We start from the raw sequence: 20,936 nt of genomic DNA, 5'->3' as shown, positions 1-20,936 counted from the left end.
TATCTCTGGCGTTTTTTCTTTTTAGCATTCAAACAAGTCATAGTTTGTTATCTTAAGTCCTTTTTGCTGAATACCAACACGGAAATACGAACTAATCCCGGAAGGCACTATTAAGCTTCGGATGGCCCGGTTCCGTTTGCTTACTTCTGAAAAAGGATTTGGGTCATAATGGTTTTCCAGTTCTTGAAGAATACCGGCTTTTAATAAAAACTCATCCTGCCTTAGTTTTGTTAGTCCTTTCAAATCAACTTGTTCGCCCTTTTGAAGGAGATAATCAAAATGAATATGTGATGTGATGTCCATTTCCCCTGGATACTCTAAAACATCAGCAATCATCCTGTGTTGATAATATCCTCTAAGGCTTCCTTTTGCCTTTGCCGGCTCCATCCATTCTTCATTCGTATAACCATAATCAGCCGTAACCACAACCCCTTTTGTTAAGGCTCGTGAAATATCTTGCAACATTTTTTCCATCAATAACGGAATTTCTATCCGCTGTTTTTCGTTTAATTCAATTTTACTTTCCCGTAAAAACCTAAGAATTTCCGGATTTTCTAAGGGAATCTTTTCCTCAAACAGCATATCGTTTTGCATTCCAACCATAACCTCAAACAAATTGCTATTTTCTTTTTCAATTACATTTACTGGAAACGCGTCGAAAAGTTCATTTGAAAAAACCATTCCTTCAAAACAGCTGATCTCTTCAAGACTTTCGACTTGAATAATTGAAAAATCAGGCTTTAGTAATTCCATTTGTAATTTCCGATGAAAAGGGCTGCTTTCAACAATAATATATTGCAATGGAGCATTTATGGTATCATGCCATTCCTGTAAAAAAGCCTTTGCAAAACGTCCATTGCCTGCTCCGATTTCACAAAATACGGGAGCCAATTCATTTTTTGCACATACCCTTGAAAACCATTTCGCAATCAATCTGCCGTAGATATCAGAAATATTACTAGTGGTAATAAAATCGCCTTGCCTGCCAATTTTCTGATTATTTTTCATATAATAGCCTAATTCGGGATGATAAAGTACGGCTCCTATATATTCTGCATATGTAAGTAGCTTTGTCGGTGAGTTCGAAATTAATCCCTTTAAATAGTTAAGCATTTTAGCTCCTTTCTTATTTAACACTATTGACATAGTGAAAATTTTATTATATTGTAAAATTAGTGGCTTAACTATATCCCCTCCCATTTTAATGAATAGAACGAACATCCCCCAGAAAAAACCTTCTCTAGATGGAGAAGGTTTTTTCTATGAATTCATTAAAATCCATTCAGGAATGGATTACTGTCCATTTCTTCACCAATAGTGGTAATTGGCCCATGGCCTGATAATACTTCCGTTTCTTCAGGTAAAAATAAAAGCTTTTCATGTATGCTTTTTAACAGTTGAGATTGGTTCCCGCCAGGAAGATCGGTACGACCGATACTGCTTTTAAATAATGCATCCCCGGAAACAACAAACCCTTCCTTTTCAAAATAATACGAAACACTACCAGGAGAATGGCCTGGAGTTTCATAAACAAAAAACTCAAAATCGCCCAGTTTAATTGCTTCTTCTTTCTTCAAAATAAAATCTGCAGGCCTTGCCTGAATCAAATTCTGCATTGTAAAAAATTTGGAGCCATTTAATTTCGGATCAACCAACCAGGTTTCTTCCTCTTCATGAATATAAACAGGAATTTTATATTTATCTCTAACTTCATCTACTGCTCCAATATGATCAAAATGAGCGTGAGTTAAAAATATTGCATCAGGCTTTAAACTTCTCTTCGTTAACCAATTGATTAGCTTTTTTCCTTCACTGCCGGGGTCAAAAATTAAACAGGATTGATCCGTGTTTTCTATTATGTAACAATTTGTTTGAAGAACCCCTAATGGGATTTGAGACCATTTCATTCTTATTTCCTCCATTTAAAAAATTGCATTAATATTATTTTACACTATATAGCAACTCGAGAAAATGCAGCTCTTACATTGAAGTTACTTTTTGTCCTCGACAAATGATTTAAAAAAATATAAAATAATAGACGAATGTATATAATATACCTACATAACTTTTTTAAATTGTTGGCAAATTGCTTACTTATCATCTAATAAAGGGGGCTTTATTAATGGGATTAGTTATTATTTTAGCCATAATAGCCATACTTGCAGCAATCGGAGCATTAAAATCATTAAAAGGTAAAAATTTCTTAGGTGCATTTTGGGGAGCTGCTTCATTTTTTGTATTTGGCTGGTTTGTTGTGATGACATTAGTACATCATGGGGTACCTACCGGGACTCACTAAGGAGAAAAAAGACTGCTCTTGGGCAGTCTTTTTTTCTGGAAATTTACCTTTCCTGTAACAGGCTCTTTACCCTGTCTACCTTGTATTCCATGCTTCTTTTAACATCTCTTCGGTCATCGATACGTATCGTTGTAGCGACCCGCTGAATCCCCTCAGAGAATGGTACCTCATGCATCGCTTGGATGACTTCAAATAAAACGGGTAGGTCCCCTTCGATGATCGTATTCATTGGAGTTAATTGGAAATGAATTTTTCCTTCTGCTTCATATTTTTGTAAAACCTTATGCACACTTGCAACATACTTACTAACACTGGGTGTACCGGTACCTAGCGGGATGACCGTAACATCTACAATTGCCATTTTTCCACCTTCTATTCGAAATTTTGAATGTCAAAAAGATTTTATCATACCTAATGAAAAAGAAAAAAAGAATGACTCATTTTGACTCATTCTTTATTAGCTCATAGATTTTTTTTGCTTTTAAATCAATCACTTTTTCAAAGCTGTTTCCATATAAACAGGCTTCTCCGGAAGGAGAAAAATTGAGAGGTTCATTTTTCAGTGCCCCTAAAATGAGTTTGCTGCTTCCTTTCTTCAGATCATAAGAAACCAGCTGATAGCCTTCCGTATAGGAATCAAACTCCGTACTTTTCAATGGGCGAAAGGAAATAAATTCTTGCTTTTTGTCATTATAGTCATTAAAAGGAACCAACCAATCAGAGTATGTTGTTAGTTGAGGTATCGTAAAAGTAGAGATTGGTCTTTTTTCTTTGTCATAAAAAGAATAAATTGCCTTAGATTTATCCTGTTCGTTTACAGTAATCGTCAAAAGCAAATGACGAAATGCTGTAAATTGAAAGACAGCAGGAGAGATTGTTTTTTCTTTTTCATCGCCTAATTCCTTAATCATAAGCGGTGCAAATAAGGAAGGATTAGTGTTGTCCCAATTAATATAGGCAAGTGTTTCCTTGTCAATCCACTTATTGAAAGGTTGCGGTAATGAAATATCAGATGCTTTTGGACTACCTTTAAGGTCTACTAGCATCATTTTAAAGGTCCAATCTTCATTAAACTTAGAGACAAGAATTTCAGAGTCATTATAAGGGTTCCACTCAAAGGCGAGCTCATAGGCTGCAATTGATTGCTTCCATATCTCGGATCCCTTAGTATTAATGACGGTCACCACTCCTTCATATGTTGATGGAGATGACTGTATTAAAATGTACCTTTTAGAAGGACTGATTTGTACCGTTACAATAGGATGGTCACTTTTATATACTAAAACACTTTTCCCGGATAAAAGATTATAATGGTAGACATTTGAAGTTTGCTCATGATTAGTAATATAAAGGACTTGGTCCTCGGAAATCCACCCGCTAATCTTGTAAAATTCACCTTCCGGAATGGAAATCGGTATTTTCCATTTTCCATTAAAATCAGTGAGAGAAGCCTTTTTCTTTTCATTTCTAGCAGGAGATATAGGCTTAGAATGAATTGGATTTGAACAAGCACCTAAAAAGAAAATTAAAACGGACAAAAACAAAAATAAACTAAGAATTTTCGGTACTTTTTCCGAGTGAACCATACTGCCCTCCTCCTAATAAATCTTCGTATATTAGACCGTTTTTATATTTAAATGTTACAATTATTTCAGATTTATAAAACAAATAGGAAAAAAGTCATAGTCACGGCTTTTTTCCTATTTGAAAATTTATTAAATTGACAAGGCAGCAATAAAAATCCCTTCTACTCTTTTAAGAATTTTCGGGAATTGCGAAAGGGGCAAAGGATTGATACCTTTCCCAAGCTCTAATGTAAACCCCGGGCGTTTAAACTCTTGAATATACCAATCCTTATAACCGGCATGGCTCTTTACGTACCGAATAGCCTGATAGCCGCTAATTTGTTCAAACTCCAGTGCCATTGCAGCTGATTCAGGTGGTTCATGCCCCTCATAGCCCCAATAAAACTCTTCTCCTTGAGTATGAAAGGCCAAAATGCAATCAAATGAATTCTTATTCGCCAGATCTGCCATGGCAATTGCTTCAGGTTCCGTTAAAGGAGCACTCCCGGGATAGTCCCTGGGTGCAGGTGACAGTGGCAGCTTGTTCTGACCGGCAATTCCCCAATTTGCAGGAAATTGTTTATTCAAATCTACTCCCCTTATATTTGCTTTCCAGTGTAAAAAATCATTGCTGCCGTCATTTATTTTCAGGACATCTTCCATAAAGCTTATTGGAGGTCCATTTAACACAAGATCCACACCATCGGGATTTACCATTGGAACAATCGATAACTCAACTTTTTCATAGAGATTTAGGCTATTCAGACCTCTCATTAGGTTTCCGGTCGTCAGTGAGAGTAAATATTTATTGATGAGAACCATTAATACCATTGTTGTAATCCATTCGTTCGCATGGAAAGAAGCATTCATATGTATCTTTCTCGAGCCATTTCCAATACGAATTTCGTTAATCGGGGTGCCTAAAACACTGTTTCCAATGGATGAAACGGTGATAAAAGGATAAACCCTTTTTAAGTCGCTAATTATTTCACTAAGTTTTTTAAAATCCCAAGGTGAAGATGTGCTCATGATTGGGTGAATGATTCTTTTTGGTAAAAGAAGTATTTCTCCGGGTGTTAACTGATTGGGCTCCAACTGCTGGTTCAGCAACAGTAATGCATCAGTAGATAAATTTATCGAAGCAGCGATTTTAAAAATTGTATCACCATTCTGAATTTTATATGGAATCGATTGATAGCCGGGAATGGCTACTTTTTCTGAAATTTTTAAGTTGGATGGATTTGCGTTAGGGTTTGAAGCGATTATGAGATTCAGCGGCAGCATGAATAAACTGCTGTAATACCAAAACGAGTCTCCGGAACGTGCAAAAACCTCCATTTTCTCATTCCTCCCGTCTTAAAAATTTTATGACATAAATGAAAAAAGATGATTTGAACAATGAAAAAAACCTGCTTCCATGGCAGGTTTCATCCGGAATATCCTATTTATTTAATTTATTTTTAATGAGCCATGCCGCACCAATAACACCTGCATCATTTCCTAAAGTGGCAAGAGCAAGTTTAGTAGATTCCCTTACAGGAGTAAACGCAAATTTCCCGAATTTTTCCTTTACTGATTCTATTAAAATGGCCCCTGCCTTTGAAACACCGCCGCCAAGAACAATTTTTTCAGGATTAAGAGTGTTGGCAATGTTAGCTAAAGCGAAACCTAAATGAAAGGACACCTCATCTAATGCTCTAATTGCCAAAGCATCACCATTGCGGGCTGAATCAAACACATCCTTAGCAGTAATCTTACCATTTTCGCGAAGCTTGCGGGATAATTCTCCCGTTAATTCATCCTTTTTAAGCTCAACCATTGCTAAACGAACAATCCCGGTTGCAGAGGCAACAGTTTCAAGGCAGCCGGTTTTACCGCAATTACATGCTGCTCCCCCATCCGGAATAGACGTAATGTGACCAATTTCTCCGGCAGCACCGTTAATACCTTGTACAATATTACCATTAGCAATGACACCGCCGCCTACACCTGTACCGAGTGTTACACAAACAAGATCCTTTGCCCCATTTCCTGCACCTTTCCACATCTCACCTAATGCTGCACAATTAGCGTCGTTTTCAATAGCAGCAGGAAGGGATGTAGCTTTTTCTAGACTTGCCTTTAATGGAAAATTATCGTTCCATCCTAAGTTCACTACATTTAATATCACACCGTTTTCGTAATCAACAGGACCCGGTGCACCCATCCCTATACCGATTAATTTGCCTTTCAAGAAGGAAAGTTCCTCCAGTTTTTCATCGATTGTGTTTGCAATGTTTTTCGTAATATTTTGTCCTTCATTGGAATTATCCGTTGGTATTTCCCATTTATGAATAATTTCCCCATCCATCGAAATAAACGCTAATTTAGTGGTTGTCCCCCCTAGGTCTACACCCACAATCCATTGATCTGCCACATTATTCACCTATCTTTACTTGGACTTTTTTTCTTTTTGAAGTTGAATTTCCTGCCTTAGGATTAATAGTGCAGTTTGGTATTCTCTTTGTTCAATAAGCTGGGATTGATACAGCTCGATAATCTCTGATTCCATTAATTCCAAGTCTGCAACTCTATCTCCAATATAAATAATCGTTCCATATTTCTTTAAATATTGTTGAATCTCAAAAATCGTTTTCATTACAATCCCCTTAAAAAAAAATCAAGAAAATAAATAACTATACAAGAAAAAGTATAACCCATGGACAAAATCTCCTCAAGAAAATCTTCCATCATGAGAATTTAATGTTTTAATATAGTCTTGTGCCGGCAATAAGTTTAAAGTTTCATCCTGTGCACTTATTATGCGCTAAAGCCATATGATAAAGATCCCCACACAATCGCAACAGATAAGATTAAAAATAGCAATTGTAATAATGGCTTTTTCCGTTTAGGAAAGTGAACCATTCCAGCTGCAAGAAATCCTCCTGCCAGCCCGCCTAAATGACCGGCATTATCTATACCTGAAGATGAGAAGTCAAATGCAAGATTTACCACTAAAATAACAATTAAATTTATCCCCATCGTTCGGAAAAAAAGTTTCGGATAGATGGCGCCAAAATAAAATAAAGCCCCTAAACAGCCAAAAATAGCACCGCTTGCTCCAGCTGATAAATTAGAACTGAATAGGAAACTGGCTATAACGCCGGACACCCCTGCAAACAAATAAATAAACGGAAAGCGAATAGTACCGTAGATTCTTTCAACCGCTGCTCCCAGATAGTACAAAGCTAAAGTATTCGTAGCTAAATGCAAAAATCCAATATGGAGAAAAATAGGGGTGAAAAACCGCCACCATTCTCCATTGTAGATTAAGGGATTAAATTTTGCTCCATATTTAATCAAAGTCGAATTATTGGTGCTTCCCCCATGCTTCTCTAACCAGAAAAAAACTGCAACTTGAATAATCATGAAAATATAGGTGAAAAATGGTTTGCCATTTGCAAGAACCGCTCTTTCTGTTCTTGCTTTTAGCATGGCATGCTCAAGCGCTTCTTTTTTTATTGTTTCGACATTCTGTTCTGTTGGTTCAGATTCACTTTTAATTGGAAAGAGTACCTCTTTCTCTAATCGGTTAGAGAGGCTTTTAAAACCGGTTTCATATATACCTTTTGCTAATAAAAAAGAGCTAACACTCGTTTTATTTCCCTCAGGAAAAATAAATGGTTTTTCAAGGCGGTATTCGTATTCGTCAACAGGAGGGAACTCGCTGATATATATATTCACAACAGTTATTTCCCTACGGCCAATTTGTTTGCGAATTCTTTCCCCATTTGCAGCAGTAAATTCGATATCTCGCTGCATTGAGTTACTCCAATCAATATTGTGAAGCAGTAATCTTACGATGGGCGCTTTCTTATTCTCCAGCTTTTCCAGCCATAATTCTTTTTGATTCTCAAATAATTGGAGGATCCGATATCCATTGTCAGAAATAAAAAAATAGGCCAACCTCCAAAAAATGAATTCCTCGCTACTATTCAATTTCCCCCCACACTTTCTAAATAAAATGCTATTTCGCCGTAAAGAAATAAGTTTTTGATTACTTATTTTTTCCTTATTTCTTTCATTATAAACGAAATCCAAAAGTACCTTTAAATAAACGACTTAGCTTTTTTTGTTAAATCAATTAAGACAAAATAAAAAACCATCTGCGGCTTTCACCACTCAGATGGTCCTCCAAATACTGATTGCATCATCTTTCTCTTTACCCCCGGCATGCTCATAATTGAGCCAACTGCAATGCGGCGCATCCAGCCTGATCCAAGTAAAACATTGATAATCCGGTATCGGTAACGGAATGCAAAATAGCCTATTGAACCAATCATAAATATGGATGTTAACATTCGTGACATCTTCATCCCTCCTAACCATAGTCTGTTATGATTGGATGATAATTATCCCGTTTCCACCTAATTATTTTTTAAACACCGGTTCCATCGTTTTCTTTAATACTTGAACAGAATGAGTGAATTTTTCTTTTTCCTCTTCATTTAATTCAAGTTCTACTACTTCTCTAATTCCCTTACGATTCACCACTGCCGGAACACCAACGAATATATCATTTTGCCCATATTCACCATCTAAATAAGCAGAAACGGTTAGCACAGAGTTTTCATTTCGTAAAATTGCTTTTGTTAATCTGACCAGGCCCATCGCAATTCCGTAATACGTGGCACCTTTCCGTTCAATAATTTGATAGGCTGCATCACGGACATTTAAGAAAAGCTGATCAAGGTCTGCTTGGTTAAAACCATCCATATTTTTCGTCCACTCAGAAATGGATGTACCTGCAATATCAGCATGGCTCCATACCGGTAGCTCGGTATCACCATGTTCACCAATAATATAGGCGTGCACATTGCGCGTATCAACATCAAAATAATCTCCAAGTAAAAAGCGGAATCGGGCCGTATCTAAAATTGTACCGGAACCAATTACACGCTCTTTTGGCAGGCCTGAAAATTTCCATACTGCATAGGTTAAAATATCTACCGGATTTGTTGCAACGAGGAAAATCCCATCAAATCCGCAAGACATAATTTCTTCCACAATTCCTTTAAAAATTTTCGTGTTCTTCTCTACCAGATCAAGCCTTGTTTCACCCGGTTTTTGGTTAGCACCTGCAGTAATAACAACCAGGTCTGCTTGATCACAATCCTTATAGCTGCCAAACCAAATTTTCGTCCGGGACGGCGCAAATGGAAGCCCATGATTTAAATCCATTGCGTCTCCCTCAGACTTTTCTTTATTGATATCAATTAAAACCAGCTCTTCTGTGATCCCTTGATTTAAAAGAGCAAAAGCATAGCTTGAACCGACAAAGCCTGTTCCAATAAGTGCAACTCTATTAACTCGATTTAACATATCTTTTCCTCCTTAGAAGATGTTACTTAACGAAGATCATTGCTAAAACAGAAGCGATAAATCCGGAAAAAAAATTAACCGTATCATTATCAACAATAAAATAGCCTTTTATCCGTGTAGTCGCCCTTTCACAATGGAATTTCTTCTCTGTTTCAATTCTACATTGACTGCACACAAATACTTGTTGATAAAATGCACCAACCAACGTATCAATTATATTTCCAATAAAACCAAAAAGAAACACAATGAAACTATTATATATATTCAAATGAAATAACCATGAGCTGATTAAGGCAATCAGAAAAGAACCTGAAAGAGCACATGCACTTCCTAATATACTAATGGCACCTGATGTTCCTCTTTCTATCCGTTTAAATGTTCGAATATAGATTGGATCCTTCCTGCTTAACGAGCCTAATTCCGAAGCCCATGTATCCGAATTAGCACTGGCCAGACAAACAGCAAACCCAATCAACCATATTTGGTCATGATGAAAATAAACGATAATACTTAAAAGTGCAGCAAAACCTCCATTTGCGATAACCTGCCGCCAGTCTCTCGTGGATCCTTTTGCTACTTTTTCCTCTATTGATTTTTTATATGTGCTTTTATATTTAGACCATAAACTTGAAGTCGAAAAAAACACGCCCAGCAGGAAGAGGCCTCTTGCTCCAAACCCGATAAAGACAGCCATTCCAACAATTATTGCTGCAATAGCACCTGAAACGGTCAAGGACCGAAGCAGAAAACCTGCAATCGAGGTTAAAATAATTACCGTAAAAATCAATATGTCTTCGGTCATTTTGTCTTTAGAATTGCATCGTTTGTTATAATTTTCGAAACAGGGATATCGTGTTCTTCTACACGAAAGTGCGGAACTATTTGTTCTTTAAAGGCCAATGAAATCGTTTCGCCAGTGAAATCCATTAAAAATCGATCATAATAACCACCGCCAAAGCCAATTCGATAGCCATCCATTGTATAAGCAAGGCCTGGAACAAGTAAAAGATCTATCTGACTAGGTTCAACTATACTGGTTTTCTCTACTATTGGTTCCAATAATCCATAAAAAACAGATTCCAGTTGGGAAAATTCCGACAATGTACGGAATGATAATTTCTTCTCTTTAGGATAACATTTGGGAACTGCAACCTGTTTTCCTAATTCCCATGCCTTTCTGATAATTTGATATGTATCTACCTCAGGAGCTTTTGAAACTGTAATACCAACAATCTTTGCTTGTTTCCAAGCTAATTCATCATATAATTTCATGGCAATTTTATAGGAATAGTCTTCATATAATGGTTTCGAAAGCTTTCCTAGTGTTTCTTTCATCCGGTCACGAAGAGCGGTTTTGTCATTCAATATGGAAGCCCCCTTATTTCTGTTTTTAGACAATAAAAAAAGCAGCAGGAAGCCCTACTGCTTATTTTGTTTCACGATGTGCTGTTGTACGCTTTTCTCTTGGGCAATATTTCTTAAGCTCAAGACGATCCGGGTTATTACGTTTATTTTTTGTTGAAATATAGTTACGATCTCCACACTCAGTGCAAGCTAATGTAATATTCACACGCATGTTTATTTCCCTCCAAACCATTAAGCTAGTTCAATCATACGACTTTTCTATAATATCATTTTTCAAAAGGAAATGCTAGTGTGTTTTTTAAAAGTGCTTGATCCAAGGAAATAACTTCGTCTTTGTTCAGGGCACTGATTGACCAGATAGACGATTTTTTCGTTTCACGGGGTCCTACCGAGATTTTCATTGTAAAAATACTTGATGCCGGACCTTTAGCCATTGGCTGATATATCAAGCTCCCGTTTCTTAAAGAACTCCAAATTTGATCAATATAAATTCTCCAGAATGGTTGAATGGTACATTCTTGTATCCCTACTCCATCGCATTGGCCGTTGACCAGAAAAACATTATTATTAGCGAGATGAAAGATTCTATTATCGGCAGGTGATATAAATGTAAAATGTTCTTGACTGACATTTGTGTAATGATGCTGAGCTAAAATTTTCATCTCTTTTGTTTGATTGCTATGGTTACTGACATAAAGATTAAAAAAATGAATTTTTGAATGAATATGGTCTTGCTTCACCTTTAGGACCAATGCCTCTACGTTAATAACTTTTTCTGTATTATGTTGTAGCCAATATGACTTTCCATTTACCCAAATTCCCGGTATAAATTCTAGCCGGTCCAATGATTTTTGGGTAAATCTATTCTGATTATTATTTTTACCTTCAGTTAATTTAATCATCATTTTCACCCATTATAAATTATTTGGTGATTCAGTATTTTCTACTTTTTCACGATCATTAACCCGTTGGGATAGAAGAGTATCCTCCATGATTTTGCTTGTTTCATATGCGATTCGTTTCCAGCCATATAAACTTTTCACAATATGCCTTCCTCTTCTCCCCATTTCTTCTGCCTTAACAGGGTTTTGGATCAGAAATTCTATTTGCTCAAGAAGGCTTATAGGATCTCCGGGCACCATCAATAAACCCGTCTGCAAATGTTTCACAATCCCTTTTAAACCGCCGGTATCAGAAACTATTGTAGGTATCCCGAGAACCATGGACTCAAGTGCTACAATTCCAAACGGTTCATACAAGCTTGGGAATACTGCAATTTCACTTTTTAAGAGAAGAGCGTTTCGTTGTTCATCGTTAATAAACCCTACAAACGAGATTTTGTTTTCTACGTCCTTTTCAATCACCTGACGGCGATAGGATTCGAGCATAGGTCCTTTTCCTGCAATAACGAAATAAATGTCCAACTTTTTTTCCTTTGCAATCATTGCTGCATCAATAATGGTTTCAAATCCTTTTTCTTGGACCATTCTTCCTAAAGAAAAAACATATTTTTTATTACTAAGAAAAGGGAAGATCTTTGATGGTTCTATATCATTTGATAATGGATCTATTCCGTTCGGAATAACGCTAATAATTTTATTTGATACTTTAAAAATAGGAATTAATTCATCCCTCATATATTCACTGCAAACGATTATTTGATTGGATTCACCAATGAGCTGATGCTCCTTATCATGAATAAATTGCTGCATACCTGTATGGATACCGTTATTTCTTCCATATTCTGTCGCATGTATCGTAGTCAATAGAGGGATAGATAACGTTTCCTTTAAGACAATAGCAGCTGTCCCGACTAGCCAATCATGAGCATGAATCAAATTAAACCCAATTTCTTCTGCCAGCTTTTCGGCTTTGAAAACAAAAGCTAAATTAAGACCGCCAATCCACGAAAAGAATTGATTATCTTGTTCGTTTAATGGTTTTATCCGGTGGACATTTACACCATCCATTTTTTCAAATACGGCAAGATCGCCATCTCCCGCTGTCAGTACATGCACATCATGTCCCATTTTTGCCAATTGCACAGATAATCCATTGACATGTCTTGAAAGTCCGCCAACAATGTTCGGAGGGTACTCCCAACAGAGCATTAGAATCTTCATATGCCGCCATATAGCAGGCTTTTGTTCGAGTTTATCATGTTGTGAAAATACATTACTCATTATTATCCTCCATCGTTTTTGGTTCCCCATAATAACTGTAGGTACTAACATGGTCCATCCATTTGGGAGGACGATTTTCAATCTGCTGAAATCGCAATAATTCATGATTCATTTCATTTAGGTTGGATATTTTCATCAATGGAGTTTGAAGGGTATTCGAACGGAGTATAGGAAAAAAATCGTTAGCTGAAAATTTGACACCTAATTCTGTAACATAGCTTCGATTTGAAACCAATCCTTTAATAAACCAATGGCCATTTTTATATGGAACCACAATTTCATGAAAATGATGAGCATTCCTGCCATTAAAAATGATTCCTGTAACATCATAAATCCTCACAACCTGCATGAGTTGTTCAAGCTGACGGTTAAAAAATAGTTGAATTACTTTTGAAGGTATTTTAGAAACTTCCCAGAAAAGAATGATTTTTCGAGGGGAGACAAGTTTCATTTGCAGCTCGCCTTTTACAGGCACAAAATAATGCGGGGATTGGTTATTCTTAGGTTCACTCATGGCTTCCTCCTATCAGCAAAATAGTAATATATGCATAAAACACCAATTAATTCATACAAGTTGATACGTTTATCGTAACACTTGAACGGTTCTTATACAATGAACGCAAATTGTCGGTTTATAGCTTGTCCTCGACAGAAAATGAACAATTTATACAAAAAAAAGATGAAGCAAAGCTCCACCTTGTAATCATTATGCATTTAAATCAAAGCGTTTTCCTGTTACTAGGAAAATAACGTTCTCAGCGATATTCGTTGTATGATCAGCAAGACGTTCAATATAACGGGCGACAAATGCCAATTGGGTAATCTGATTTATATTGTTCGGATATTGTTGTAAATAACCCATAAGCTCCCGAATTAACCTTCCGTACATGTCATCGACTTTATCATCTTTTTCAGCACATCTTTTTGCAAGTTCAGTATCTTCTGAATAAAAAGCAGTTAAAGATTCAGATAACATTTCCAGAGCCATATCCATCATCTTCGGAATATCAATAATTTCTTTAATATGCTTTTCATTGCCAATATGAATGGCCGATTTCGCAATATTCACAGCCAAATCGCCAATCCGTTCCACTTCAGATGAAATTTTTAAAGCGACAATAATTTTTCTCAAGTCCCTTGCGACAGGTGCTTCTTTAGCGATCAGGACAATTGCTTTATCATTGATATCATGTTCTAATTGGTCAATTTCATCATCACCATTTATAATTGCCTCAGCTTTTTCAATATCTTGATTAATTAATGCAGCTATCGCTTCTTTAATCGATGTTTCTGATTTACGCGCCATTTCTAAAAGCATTTCTTTTAATTGCATTAAATTACTGTCAAAATTTGATCTTGTATTCATTGTCTGCACCCCTATTAACCAAATCTTCCTGTAATATAGTCTTCCGTACGTTTGTCTGATGGTTGAGAGAAAATCTTCGAGGTTGAATCCAGCTCAATCAATTCGCCCATTAAAAAGAAAGCTGTTTTATCGGATACCCTGGAAGCTTGTTGCATATTATGGGTCACAATAACGATTGTATATTTTTCTTTTAGTTCTAAAATTAACTCTTCTATTTTTAATGTAGAAATTGGATCGAGAGCAGATGTCGGCTCATCCATTAATAACACATCAGGTTTGGTGGCAAGCGCTCTGGCAATACAGAGCCTTTGCTGCTGTCCGCCTGAAAGCCCTAATGCCGGGGCATGTAATCGGTCCTTTACTTCCTCCCATAAGGCTACATCCATTAATGATTTAATGACAAGTTCATCTAAATGTTTTTTCTTCTTTATTCCATGAATTCTTGGCCCATAAGCGACATTATCATAAATCGACTGCGGAAAAACGTTCCCCTTTTGAAACACCATCCCAACGTTTTTGCGAAGCTCTACAAGGTCTGTTTTATCGTTTAAGATATTTTGATCATTGTAATTAATTTCACCTGTCATTCTTACATTCGGAACCATATTAATCATCAGGTTCAGCGTTTTAATAAAAGTTGACTTTCCACAGCCAGACGGTCCGATAATCGCGGTTACTTCTTTTTTGTTAATAGGAAAGTTAATGCTCTTTAATGCATGATGCTCACCGTACCACAAATTTAAGTCATTTATTTGAAATATTTGTCTATGAGATATTATCACTGACATTACCTTTCCCCCTTATCCGAACCTTCCTGAGATGTATTCTTCCGTCTTTTTTACTGCAGGATTGGTAAAAATCTTTTCAGTGTCATCAAATTCAATCACATCACCGCTTAAAAAGAAGGCTGTTTTATCTGATATCCGAGACGCCTGCTGCATGTTATGAGTAACAATAACGATCGAATAATCGTTTTTTAATTCAACAATCAACTCTTCAACTTTGGCATTAGAAATTGGGTCCAACGCTGAAGAAGGTTCGTCAAGGAGCATAAGTGTTGGTTTCATGGCGATCGTTCGCGCAATACAAAGACGCTGCTGTTGCCCGCCTGATAGTGAGAGGGCTGATTTATGAAGTCGATCCTTTACTTCATCCCATAATGCCGCCTTCTGCAAGCTTTCTTCGACAATTTCATCCAGTTGGCTTTTCTTTCTTAAACCGGAGAATTTTAAGGCATGTGTAATATTTTCATAAATCGATTTTGGAAACGGGTTAGGCTTTTGAAAAACCATTCCGATTTCTTTTCTTAATGCGACTACATTAATATTATTAGATAAGATATTGAGACCTTCATACATAATCTCACCTTCAGCCCGCGCTCCGGGTATGAGATCATTCATTCTGTTTATACTACGTAAAAATGTTGATTTCCCGCAACCCGAGGGACCAATAAGAGCTGTTACGGAGTTTTTTTCGATATCCAGTGATATTCCATTAACAGCGCGTTTCTCCCCGTAAAATATTTCTAAGTTATTAACATGTAAAATATGTTCTTTAGGCAATTGGGCATTGGATTGTGTTGATTCTGTTACTGATTCTCTATCCATAATTGCTGTCACCATCTATTCTCTCACCTATTCCTTATTTAGTAGCCGTAATTTTTTTATGAATCAGGCTGCCAATCCACCGGGCCAATAAGTTAAAAATTAACACAGAAATGACCAAAACAGCCGCAGAACCATTGGAAACGTCTGCTACATCGGGGATTAATCCTTGTGTGTTTACGGACCAAATGTGCACGGCAAGGGTCTCAGCAGGTCGGAATATATTCAAGGGTGATGTTGCAGAAAATGGATTCCAATCGCCATAATCTAATCTTGGTGTGGAAAGTCCTGCAGTAAACAACAAGGCAGCTGCCTCACCGAATACCCTACCTGCTGCTAGGATTGCACCTGTTAATATAATCGGAAAAGCACTGGGGAGTAAAATCGTTTTGATTGTATGCCAATGAGTGATGCCAAGAGCAAGACTTGCTTCTTTTTGATCGCGAGGTACGGAACGAATAGCATCTTCACTAACCCGAACCATAACTGGAAGGTTAAAAACTGTAAGAGCAAGTGCCCCTCCCAGAATGGTGTATCCCCAGCCTGTTAACGTTACAAACATTAAAAGACCGAACATCCCGATAACAATCGAAGGAAGGGAGGCCAATACTTCAATACATGAACGAATAAAATTGGTTACTTTTCCCGGCCTGGCGTATTCAGCCATATAGACGCCGCCGCCAACTCCAAGAGGAATAGTAATGAGCATGGTGATAAAAAGAACATAAAACGAATTAAATAATTGATCACGGATTCCTCCGCCGGCCAGCAAATTACTGGAAGGAGAGGTTAAAAATTTGATTGAAATATGCTGAACGCCGTGAATTAAAATAAATGAAAATAAACCAACTAAAACTGAAATAATAATAAGTGCAATGGCTATAAAAACGCCAGTCGCTATCCGATCCGCTACTCTTGCGTTCATTAAATTTTCCTCCTAGCTGAAAGGTACCGAATCAAAAGAATAAATGCGAACGACATAATTAAAAGCAATAAACCCATTGACCAAAGGATATTATTTTCAGGACTTCCAAATGTCGTGTTGCCCATATTTAATGTAATAATTGTCGTTAGTGTTGCTGATGCATCTAAAATACTATGCGGCATGTTTTTCACGTTACCGATTACCATTTGGACAGCTAAGGCTTCGCCAAATGCTCTCGCCATACCAAGTACAACTGCCGTTAATAATGAAGGCAATGCCGCAGGGACCAGTACTTTCCTAATCGTTTGCCAACGGGTTGCACCCAATGCATAGGAACCTTCGCGAAGATTGTTAGGAAGCGCACTCATTGCATCGGTAGCGATAGTCGTAATGGTCGGTAATATCATGATAGAAAGGACAATCATCCCTGAAAGTAAGCTAAATCCAAGTCCGCCAAATTGCCCTCGAATAAATGGAACCAATACTGTAAGCCCGATGAATCCATAAACAACAGATGGAATACCAACTAAAAGCTCAATAACCGGTTGTAAAATTTTTCTTCCCCATGAAGGAGCAATTTCAGTCATGAAGATGGCTCCGCCGATGCCTAGAGGTGCTGCTATTAATGCAGCAAGGAATGTTACTGCAAAAGAACCAAATATAAATGGCAATGCCCCAAATTGTGGTTTTGCTTGATCCGTCGGATTCCAAAGTTTACTGGTTAAGAATTCAATAAGACTTACACCATTATTAATAAATGATTGCAATCCCCTTGTTCCAAGGAAAATCGTAATCGCAAGGGTTGCTGTAATCATAATCACTGCACATAAATAAATAAGTATTTTTCCCCTTACTTCCCCATTCATCCAATTTTTTTCAGATTTTAACAATCTTTCTTTTGCCGGAGCCAATTTTTCCATAAAAAATAAAACACCCCTATATTACGTCGTAATAGGGTAAATGCAATTTTGCATTTACCCTGTTTAATTCTTTTGTCTCGTTTATTTGTTTGTCACTTTACCTGTAGCATCACGTTCTACCTTCATTTGTGTTACAGGAAGGTAACCTTGTTTAGTTAAGATTCCGGTTTGTACCTCGTCACTCATTAGATAGTCAAGAAATGCTTTTGCAACTTCGTTAGGCTCGCCTTTTGTATAAGAGTGTTCATAAGCCCAAACAGGGAATTTACCAGTTTGTACATTCTCAGCAGTAGGTTGAATACCATCGATTGAAAGTGCTGTAACAGTGTTATCGGTTAGGTATGAGAATGCAAGGTAACCAATTGCCCCTGGAGTTTCGTTAATAATCTTTTTAACTGTATTTGATGAGTCTTCTGTAATACCTTCTGCAGGTTTCGCACCATCAAGAGCAAATTTATTGAATACTGCACGTGTACCTGAAGAATCAGGACGGTTTACAAGGGTGATTTTTTGGTCAGGACCGCCAAGCTCTTTCCAGTTTGTAATTTTACCTGTGAAAACTTTGATAAGATCATCTTTTTTAATATCTTTGATGCCGACTTTAGGGTTAACTGCAGCTGTCATACCAACTACTGCAACCTTATGGTCAACAAGTTGGCCAGCAGGTATATTTTTTTCTTCAGCAAAAAGGTCTGAGTTACCAATTTGAACTGCACCTTGAGCAACTTGTGATAATCCTGTACCTGAACCGCCTGCATTTACTTGAATGCTAACTTTAGGATTTTTACTCATAAATTGTTCAGCAGCTGCTGCTACTAAAGGTTGCATTGCAGACGAACCAGATATCACTAACGAACCGGAAAGTTCCTTTGTTTGAGTAGTTTTTGTCGTATCAGTCTTTGCAGATTGATTTGACTTATCAGTTGATGTTCCGCCTCCACAAGCAGCCATGACTACCATTAAAGCTGCAAGTATTGTAACGAGGCTAATTTTTTTCAAACTCTTCATTTCCTTAATTCCCCCTAAGAAATTTGGTTGTTTGCTCTTCCTTACATGTTTAAGAATAACGCTTGACTGTAAACCAGGTTTTAACGGAATGTAAAGGTTTTGTAAATAAGTATTGTTGTTTTGTAAACCGATACTAGTTTTATTATGCTCAAAACAAAAAAAAACTCGCCTCTTATTGAGACAAGTTTTTTAATGTTAATGACCAGCTTGTTGATTTGCCGCTGCATTTCCACTATTCTGAGCTGTTGTTGCAGCATTTTGACTTTCTTGCTGACGTTGTTTCTTTAAATTAAAGTAAGCATCCAGGACACGACGACCTATAAAGTCGTTATAACTATGGCCAGTAGCAGCTTGATAAGCAGATGGAACCACGACTGCCATTGCCACCTCTGGATTATCAAATGGAGCAAAGCTAACAAGACTTAAGTTCATTACCGGTTGACCATGATCAAAGGCTTGAGCTGTTCCAGTTTTCCCAGCAGGACTATAATCAACCCCCTGGAAGTAACTAGTGGCCGTTCCACCTTGTGTCTGCATTACCATTCTAAAGCCTTCTTGTACCCTCTTAATCCAATCGTCTTGTGCATCAATTCGATTTAATATTTTGGGTTGAATCTCCTCTACAATCGGTCCTAATTCATTATTATTTAATTCAGGATCACGAATTTCTTTTACGATATGCGGTTGAACACGATATCCGCCGTTTGCAATCGTGGAAACATACTGGGCGAGCTGCATTGGGGTATACGTATCATACTGTCCAATTGCAAGGTCAAGTAATAAACCTGGTTTTTGTTCAGGACCTGAATATCCAATCGTTTCATTCGGAAGATCAATCCCTGTTCTCGAACCAAGGCCAAACTGACTGAAGGATTGACGCATCGTATTAAATGTTTTAGATAAATTTAGATCCAATGGTTGATTTGGGACATAATGTCCTCCAGCCATAGCAATGACCGTTTTCCACATATAAACGTTAGATGAAACTTGAAGTGCTGTTAAGTCATTTATGTTTCCAAACGTTTTATATGATTTCTTCATAGGTGTGCCTTTAATCAGTAAGGGTTCATCCAGCTGAGTAGACCCTGGATGAATCGCACCTGTTTCATAGCCTGTTAAAACTGTTGCACCCTTCACTGCAGAACCGACGTTATATGACGTTGTAATTGTTCCAAGGGCGAAATCCTTCATAACCGGCTTACCATTCTCCTTGACAATTTGCTTACCAGCCATGGTTAATATCTCTCCGGTATGTGGATTCATTAAAACCACAAACGCACGATCCAACAGCCCAGTGTTTGGATCTTGTTTAGCCTTCCAAAGTTCTTCCTCGATAATTTTTTCAACTTGCTGCTGAAGGTCCATGTCTATCGTTAAGACCAGATCTTTTCCTCTTTGTCCCTCGGAAACTACATCCGTGGAAACAAGCTTTCCAGATTTATCTGTTACATTTTTCACTTTTTCCTTTTGTCCTTGAAGAACGTCTTCGTATTGCATTTCTAAATAACTTGTGCCGACACGGTCATTTCGGTTATAATCACGTGCCAAGTATTCATCAAGCTGTTCTTTTGGCAATCCCTGTTCCGAAGTACTAACATCTCCTAAAACTGTTTTTAAAGTATCACCAAATACATAACTTCTTTCCCAATCCGTTGTCGTATCCACTCCAGCAAGGTTATCTAAATTTTCACTAACTACTGCATATTCTTCAGGTGTTACGCCTAGATTTTTGACGATTTGCGGTGTTAATGCATAACCGTTGTTAAATTGTTTTAAAATACCAAGTATATTTCGATCATGATTTGAAAAAGTATAATTTTCAATCTTTGTAACTAAAATTTTGTTATTGGCATCATGTGTAATTTTAATCCTTTTTAACTGCAAGTTATAAATTTGTTTGTCATCTAATTTTTTTGCGTAGTATTGAGCCCATTCTTTTTTAGTAATTAAATTTTTTGCTTTTTTAGGATTTTTTAAAATCCAAAAATCAACATAATCACGATCACGTAGTTTGGATGTATCTACTGTGATTAAGTTGGACAAATGCTCTGCGGTTTTTAGCATTTCCGTTTGGTTTGTAGTTTGGCTTTTAGTGTAAGTAATAGCGTTCAATGGGGTATTATCAACAATTACCTTTCCATTTCGATCAAACATTTTTCCACGTGGTACCGGATTACTTGTAGTTACCGCATCAGTCCGTTGGAGTTCACGTTTATAATCATCTCCATAAACAATCTGTACCACACCTAATTTTAGAATTAGAACCGAAAACAGCAAAAATACAACAAAGAATAACATGTTTAACCGAATTGGGACATGTGTCTTCTTCTTTTTCTTTTT

General features: G+C 37.1%; 24 protein-coding genes. 1 reads left to right on the top strand and 23 read right to left on the bottom strand.

From position 1 onward, the window contains the following. Positions 1–21: 21 nt before the first annotated feature. Positions 22–1,113 carry a class I SAM-dependent methyltransferase gene (locus J2S10_RS02185; protein WP_307404079.1) on the bottom strand — a complete coding sequence of 364 codons (1,092 nt, stop codon included), beginning with the start codon at positions 1,111–1,113 and terminating at the stop codon, positions 22–24. A 158-nt stretch (positions 1,114–1,271) separates the two neighbouring features. Then, positions 1,272–1,907, bottom strand: coding sequence for an MBL fold metallo-hydrolase (locus J2S10_RS02180; RefSeq protein ID WP_307404078.1), 636 nt, complete (start codon positions 1,905–1,907; stop codon positions 1,272–1,274). Between the two features lie 215 nt (positions 1,908–2,122). Between J2S10_RS02180 and J2S10_RS02175 the strand changes: the two genes are divergently transcribed. Continuing rightward, the gene (locus tag J2S10_RS02175) at positions 2,123–2,299 is read left to right on the top strand and encodes a DUF2759 domain-containing protein (protein WP_307404077.1); all 177 of its coding nucleotides are present in this window, start codon (positions 2,123–2,125) and stop codon (positions 2,297–2,299) included. Positions 2,300–2,342: 43 nt separating this feature from the next. Here J2S10_RS02175 and J2S10_RS02170 read toward each other — a convergent pair whose 3' ends face one another. The 21 genes from J2S10_RS02170 to J2S10_RS02070 form a co-directional block, all read right to left on the bottom strand. Further along, positions 2,343–2,660 carry an MTH1187 family thiamine-binding protein gene (locus J2S10_RS02170; protein WP_307404076.1) on the bottom strand — a complete coding sequence of 106 codons (318 nt, stop codon included), beginning with the start codon at positions 2,658–2,660 and terminating at the stop codon, positions 2,343–2,345. A gap of 76 nt (positions 2,661–2,736) precedes the next feature. Then, a complete protein-coding gene (locus J2S10_RS02165; RefSeq protein WP_307404075.1) occupies positions 2,737–3,885 on the bottom strand; it encodes a YqgU-like beta propeller domain-containing protein in 1,149 nt (382 codons plus the stop codon). Positions 3,886–4,014: 129 nt separating this feature from the next. Further along, a complete protein-coding gene (locus J2S10_RS02160; protein WP_307404074.1) occupies positions 4,015–5,202 on the bottom strand; it encodes a M14 family metallopeptidase in 1,188 nt (395 codons plus the stop codon). Positions 5,203–5,305: 103 nt separating this feature from the next. Then, positions 5,306–6,280, bottom strand: coding sequence for an ROK family glucokinase (locus J2S10_RS02155; protein WP_307404073.1), 975 nt, complete (start codon positions 6,278–6,280; stop codon positions 5,306–5,308). Between the two features lie 15 nt (positions 6,281–6,295). Further along, positions 6,296–6,502, bottom strand: coding sequence for a YqgQ family protein (locus J2S10_RS02150; RefSeq protein WP_307404072.1), 207 nt, complete (start codon positions 6,500–6,502; stop codon positions 6,296–6,298). 161 nt (positions 6,503–6,663) lie between these two features. Next, complete coding sequence (locus J2S10_RS02145; RefSeq protein WP_307404071.1) at positions 6,664–7,842, bottom strand: rhomboid family intramembrane serine protease; 1,179 nt, start codon at positions 7,840–7,842, stop codon at positions 6,664–6,666. A gap of 176 nt (positions 7,843–8,018) precedes the next feature. Continuing rightward, positions 8,019–8,213 carry a hypothetical protein gene (locus J2S10_RS02140; protein ID WP_307404070.1) on the bottom strand — a complete coding sequence of 65 codons (195 nt, stop codon included), beginning with the start codon at positions 8,211–8,213 and terminating at the stop codon, positions 8,019–8,021. A gap of 61 nt (positions 8,214–8,274) precedes the next feature. Continuing rightward, complete coding sequence (locus J2S10_RS02135) at positions 8,275–9,225, bottom strand: L-lactate dehydrogenase (protein WP_307404069.1); 951 nt, start codon at positions 9,223–9,225, stop codon at positions 8,275–8,277. 22 nt (positions 9,226–9,247) lie between these two features. Further along, a complete protein-coding gene (locus tag J2S10_RS02130; RefSeq protein WP_307404068.1) occupies positions 9,248–10,027 on the bottom strand; it encodes a DUF92 domain-containing protein in 780 nt (259 codons plus the stop codon). Beyond that, positions 10,024–10,590: a 5-formyltetrahydrofolate cyclo-ligase gene (locus J2S10_RS02125; protein WP_307404067.1), complete on the bottom strand. Its 567-nt coding sequence runs from the start codon at positions 10,588–10,590 to the stop codon at positions 10,024–10,026. Before J2S10_RS02125 ends, J2S10_RS02130 begins: the two co-directional genes overlap by 4 nt. A gap of 61 nt (positions 10,591–10,651) precedes the next feature. Next, complete coding sequence (gene rpmG / locus J2S10_RS02120) at positions 10,652–10,801, bottom strand: 50S ribosomal protein L33 (protein ID WP_015594975.1); 150 nt, start codon at positions 10,799–10,801, stop codon at positions 10,652–10,654. A 55-nt stretch (positions 10,802–10,856) separates the two neighbouring features. Continuing rightward, positions 10,857–11,492, bottom strand: a complete 636-nt coding sequence (locus tag J2S10_RS02115) for a hypothetical protein (RefSeq protein WP_307404066.1) — start codon at positions 11,490–11,492, stop codon at positions 10,857–10,859. 12 nt (positions 11,493–11,504) lie between these two features. Then, a complete protein-coding gene (locus J2S10_RS02110) occupies positions 11,505–12,773 on the bottom strand; it encodes a glycosyltransferase family 4 protein (RefSeq protein WP_307404065.1) in 1,269 nt (422 codons plus the stop codon). Further along, positions 12,766–13,287, bottom strand: a complete 522-nt coding sequence (locus J2S10_RS02105) for a DUF4912 domain-containing protein (RefSeq protein WP_307404064.1) — start codon at positions 13,285–13,287, stop codon at positions 12,766–12,768. The genes J2S10_RS02110 and J2S10_RS02105 overlap by 8 nt, the downstream gene beginning before the upstream one ends. 192 nt (positions 13,288–13,479) lie before the next feature. Further along, entirely contained in the window at positions 13,480–14,139 is a 660-nt protein-coding gene (gene phoU, locus J2S10_RS02100; protein WP_307404063.1) for a phosphate signaling complex protein PhoU, read from the bottom strand. A gap of 14 nt (positions 14,140–14,153) precedes the next feature. Then, positions 14,154–14,927 (bottom strand): phosphate ABC transporter ATP-binding protein PstB, encoded by a 774-nt coding sequence (gene pstB / locus J2S10_RS02095; protein ID WP_307404062.1) that lies wholly within the window; start codon positions 14,925–14,927, stop codon positions 14,154–14,156. A 12-nt stretch (positions 14,928–14,939) separates the two neighbouring features. Next, entirely contained in the window at positions 14,940–15,746 is an 807-nt protein-coding gene (pstB, locus tag J2S10_RS02090) for a phosphate ABC transporter ATP-binding protein PstB (protein WP_307405118.1), read from the bottom strand. Positions 15,747–15,780: 34 nt separating this feature from the next. After that, positions 15,781–16,668 (bottom strand): phosphate ABC transporter permease PstA, encoded by an 888-nt coding sequence (gene pstA / locus J2S10_RS02085; RefSeq protein ID WP_307404061.1) that lies wholly within the window; start codon positions 16,666–16,668, stop codon positions 15,781–15,783. Further along, positions 16,668–17,588, bottom strand: a complete 921-nt coding sequence (gene pstC / locus J2S10_RS02080) for a phosphate ABC transporter permease subunit PstC (RefSeq protein WP_307404060.1) — start codon at positions 17,586–17,588, stop codon at positions 16,668–16,670. Before pstC ends, pstA begins: the two co-directional genes overlap by 1 nt. A gap of 81 nt (positions 17,589–17,669) precedes the next feature. Further along, on the bottom strand, positions 17,670–18,596 hold the full coding sequence (locus J2S10_RS02075) for a phosphate ABC transporter substrate-binding protein (RefSeq protein WP_307404059.1): 927 nt from the start codon (positions 18,594–18,596) through the stop codon (positions 17,670–17,672). Between the two features lie 195 nt (positions 18,597–18,791). Beyond that, complete coding sequence (locus tag J2S10_RS02070) at positions 18,792–20,894, bottom strand: peptidoglycan D,D-transpeptidase FtsI family protein (RefSeq protein ID WP_307405116.1); 2,103 nt, start codon at positions 20,892–20,894, stop codon at positions 18,792–18,794. Between the last annotated feature and the right edge of the window lie 42 nt (positions 20,895–20,936).

The sequence above is a fragment of the Neobacillus ginsengisoli genome, assembly GCF_030813055.1.
This window is presented reverse-complemented; position numbering and strand designations above follow the sequence as displayed.

What these genes read in the sequence shown, in the direction of transcription:
- J2S10_RS02170 (WP_307404076.1), bottom strand. Translation starts at nt 2,660, where the DNA reads ATGGCAATTGTAGATGTTACGGTCATCCCGCTAGGTACCGGTACACCC.
- J2S10_RS02175 (WP_307404077.1), top strand. Translation starts at nt 2,123, where the DNA reads ATGGGATTAGTTATTATTTTAGCCATAATAGCCATACTTGCAGCAATC.
- J2S10_RS02150 (WP_307404072.1), bottom strand. Translation starts at nt 6,502, where the DNA reads ATGAAAACGATTTTTGAGATTCAACAATATTTAAAGAAATATGGAACG.
- pstB (WP_307405118.1), bottom strand. Translation starts at nt 15,746, where the DNA reads ATGGATAGAGAATCAGTAACAGAATCAACACAATCCAATGCCCAATTG.
- J2S10_RS02135 (WP_307404069.1), bottom strand. Translation starts at nt 9,225, where the DNA reads ATGTTAAATCGAGTTAATAGAGTTGCACTTATTGGAACAGGCTTTGTC.
- J2S10_RS02140 (WP_307404070.1), bottom strand. Translation starts at nt 8,213, where the DNA reads ATGTCACGAATGTTAACATCCATATTTATGATTGGTTCAATAGGCTAT.
- J2S10_RS02070 (WP_307405116.1), bottom strand. Translation starts at nt 20,894, where the DNA reads ATGTTATTCTTTGTTGTATTTTTGCTGTTTTCGGTTCTAATTCTAAAA.
- phoU (WP_307404063.1), bottom strand. Translation starts at nt 14,139, where the DNA reads ATGAATACAAGATCAAATTTTGACAGTAATTTAATGCAATTAAAAGAA.
- pstB (WP_307404062.1), bottom strand. Translation starts at nt 14,927, where the DNA reads ATGTCAGTGATAATATCTCATAGACAAATATTTCAAATAAATGACTTA.
- J2S10_RS02115 (WP_307404066.1), bottom strand. Translation starts at nt 11,492, where the DNA reads ATGATTAAATTAACTGAAGGTAAAAATAATAATCAGAATAGATTTACC.
- pstC (WP_307404060.1), bottom strand. Translation starts at nt 17,588, where the DNA reads ATGGAAAAATTGGCTCCGGCAAAAGAAAGATTGTTAAAATCTGAAAAA.
- J2S10_RS02075 (WP_307404059.1), bottom strand. Translation starts at nt 18,596, where the DNA reads ATGAAGAGTTTGAAAAAAATTAGCCTCGTTACAATACTTGCAGCTTTA.
- J2S10_RS02165 (WP_307404075.1), bottom strand. Translation starts at nt 3,885, where the DNA reads ATGGTTCACTCGGAAAAAGTACCGAAAATTCTTAGTTTATTTTTGTTT.
- J2S10_RS02180 (WP_307404078.1), bottom strand. Translation starts at nt 1,907, where the DNA reads ATGAAATGGTCTCAAATCCCATTAGGGGTTCTTCAAACAAATTGTTAC.
- rpmG (WP_015594975.1), bottom strand. Translation starts at nt 10,801, where the DNA reads ATGCGTGTGAATATTACATTAGCTTGCACTGAGTGTGGAGATCGTAAC.
- pstA (WP_307404061.1), bottom strand. Translation starts at nt 16,668, where the DNA reads ATGAACGCAAGAGTAGCGGATCGGATAGCGACTGGCGTTTTTATAGCC.
- J2S10_RS02160 (WP_307404074.1), bottom strand. Translation starts at nt 5,202, where the DNA reads ATGGAGGTTTTTGCACGTTCCGGAGACTCGTTTTGGTATTACAGCAGT.
- J2S10_RS02130 (WP_307404068.1), bottom strand. Translation starts at nt 10,027, where the DNA reads ATGACCGAAGACATATTGATTTTTACGGTAATTATTTTAACCTCGATT.
- J2S10_RS02110 (WP_307404065.1), bottom strand. Translation starts at nt 12,773, where the DNA reads ATGAGTAATGTATTTTCACAACATGATAAACTCGAACAAAAGCCTGCT.
- J2S10_RS02105 (WP_307404064.1), bottom strand. Translation starts at nt 13,287, where the DNA reads ATGAGTGAACCTAAGAATAACCAATCCCCGCATTATTTTGTGCCTGTA.
- J2S10_RS02185 (WP_307404079.1), bottom strand. Translation starts at nt 1,113, where the DNA reads ATGCTTAACTATTTAAAGGGATTAATTTCGAACTCACCGACAAAGCTA.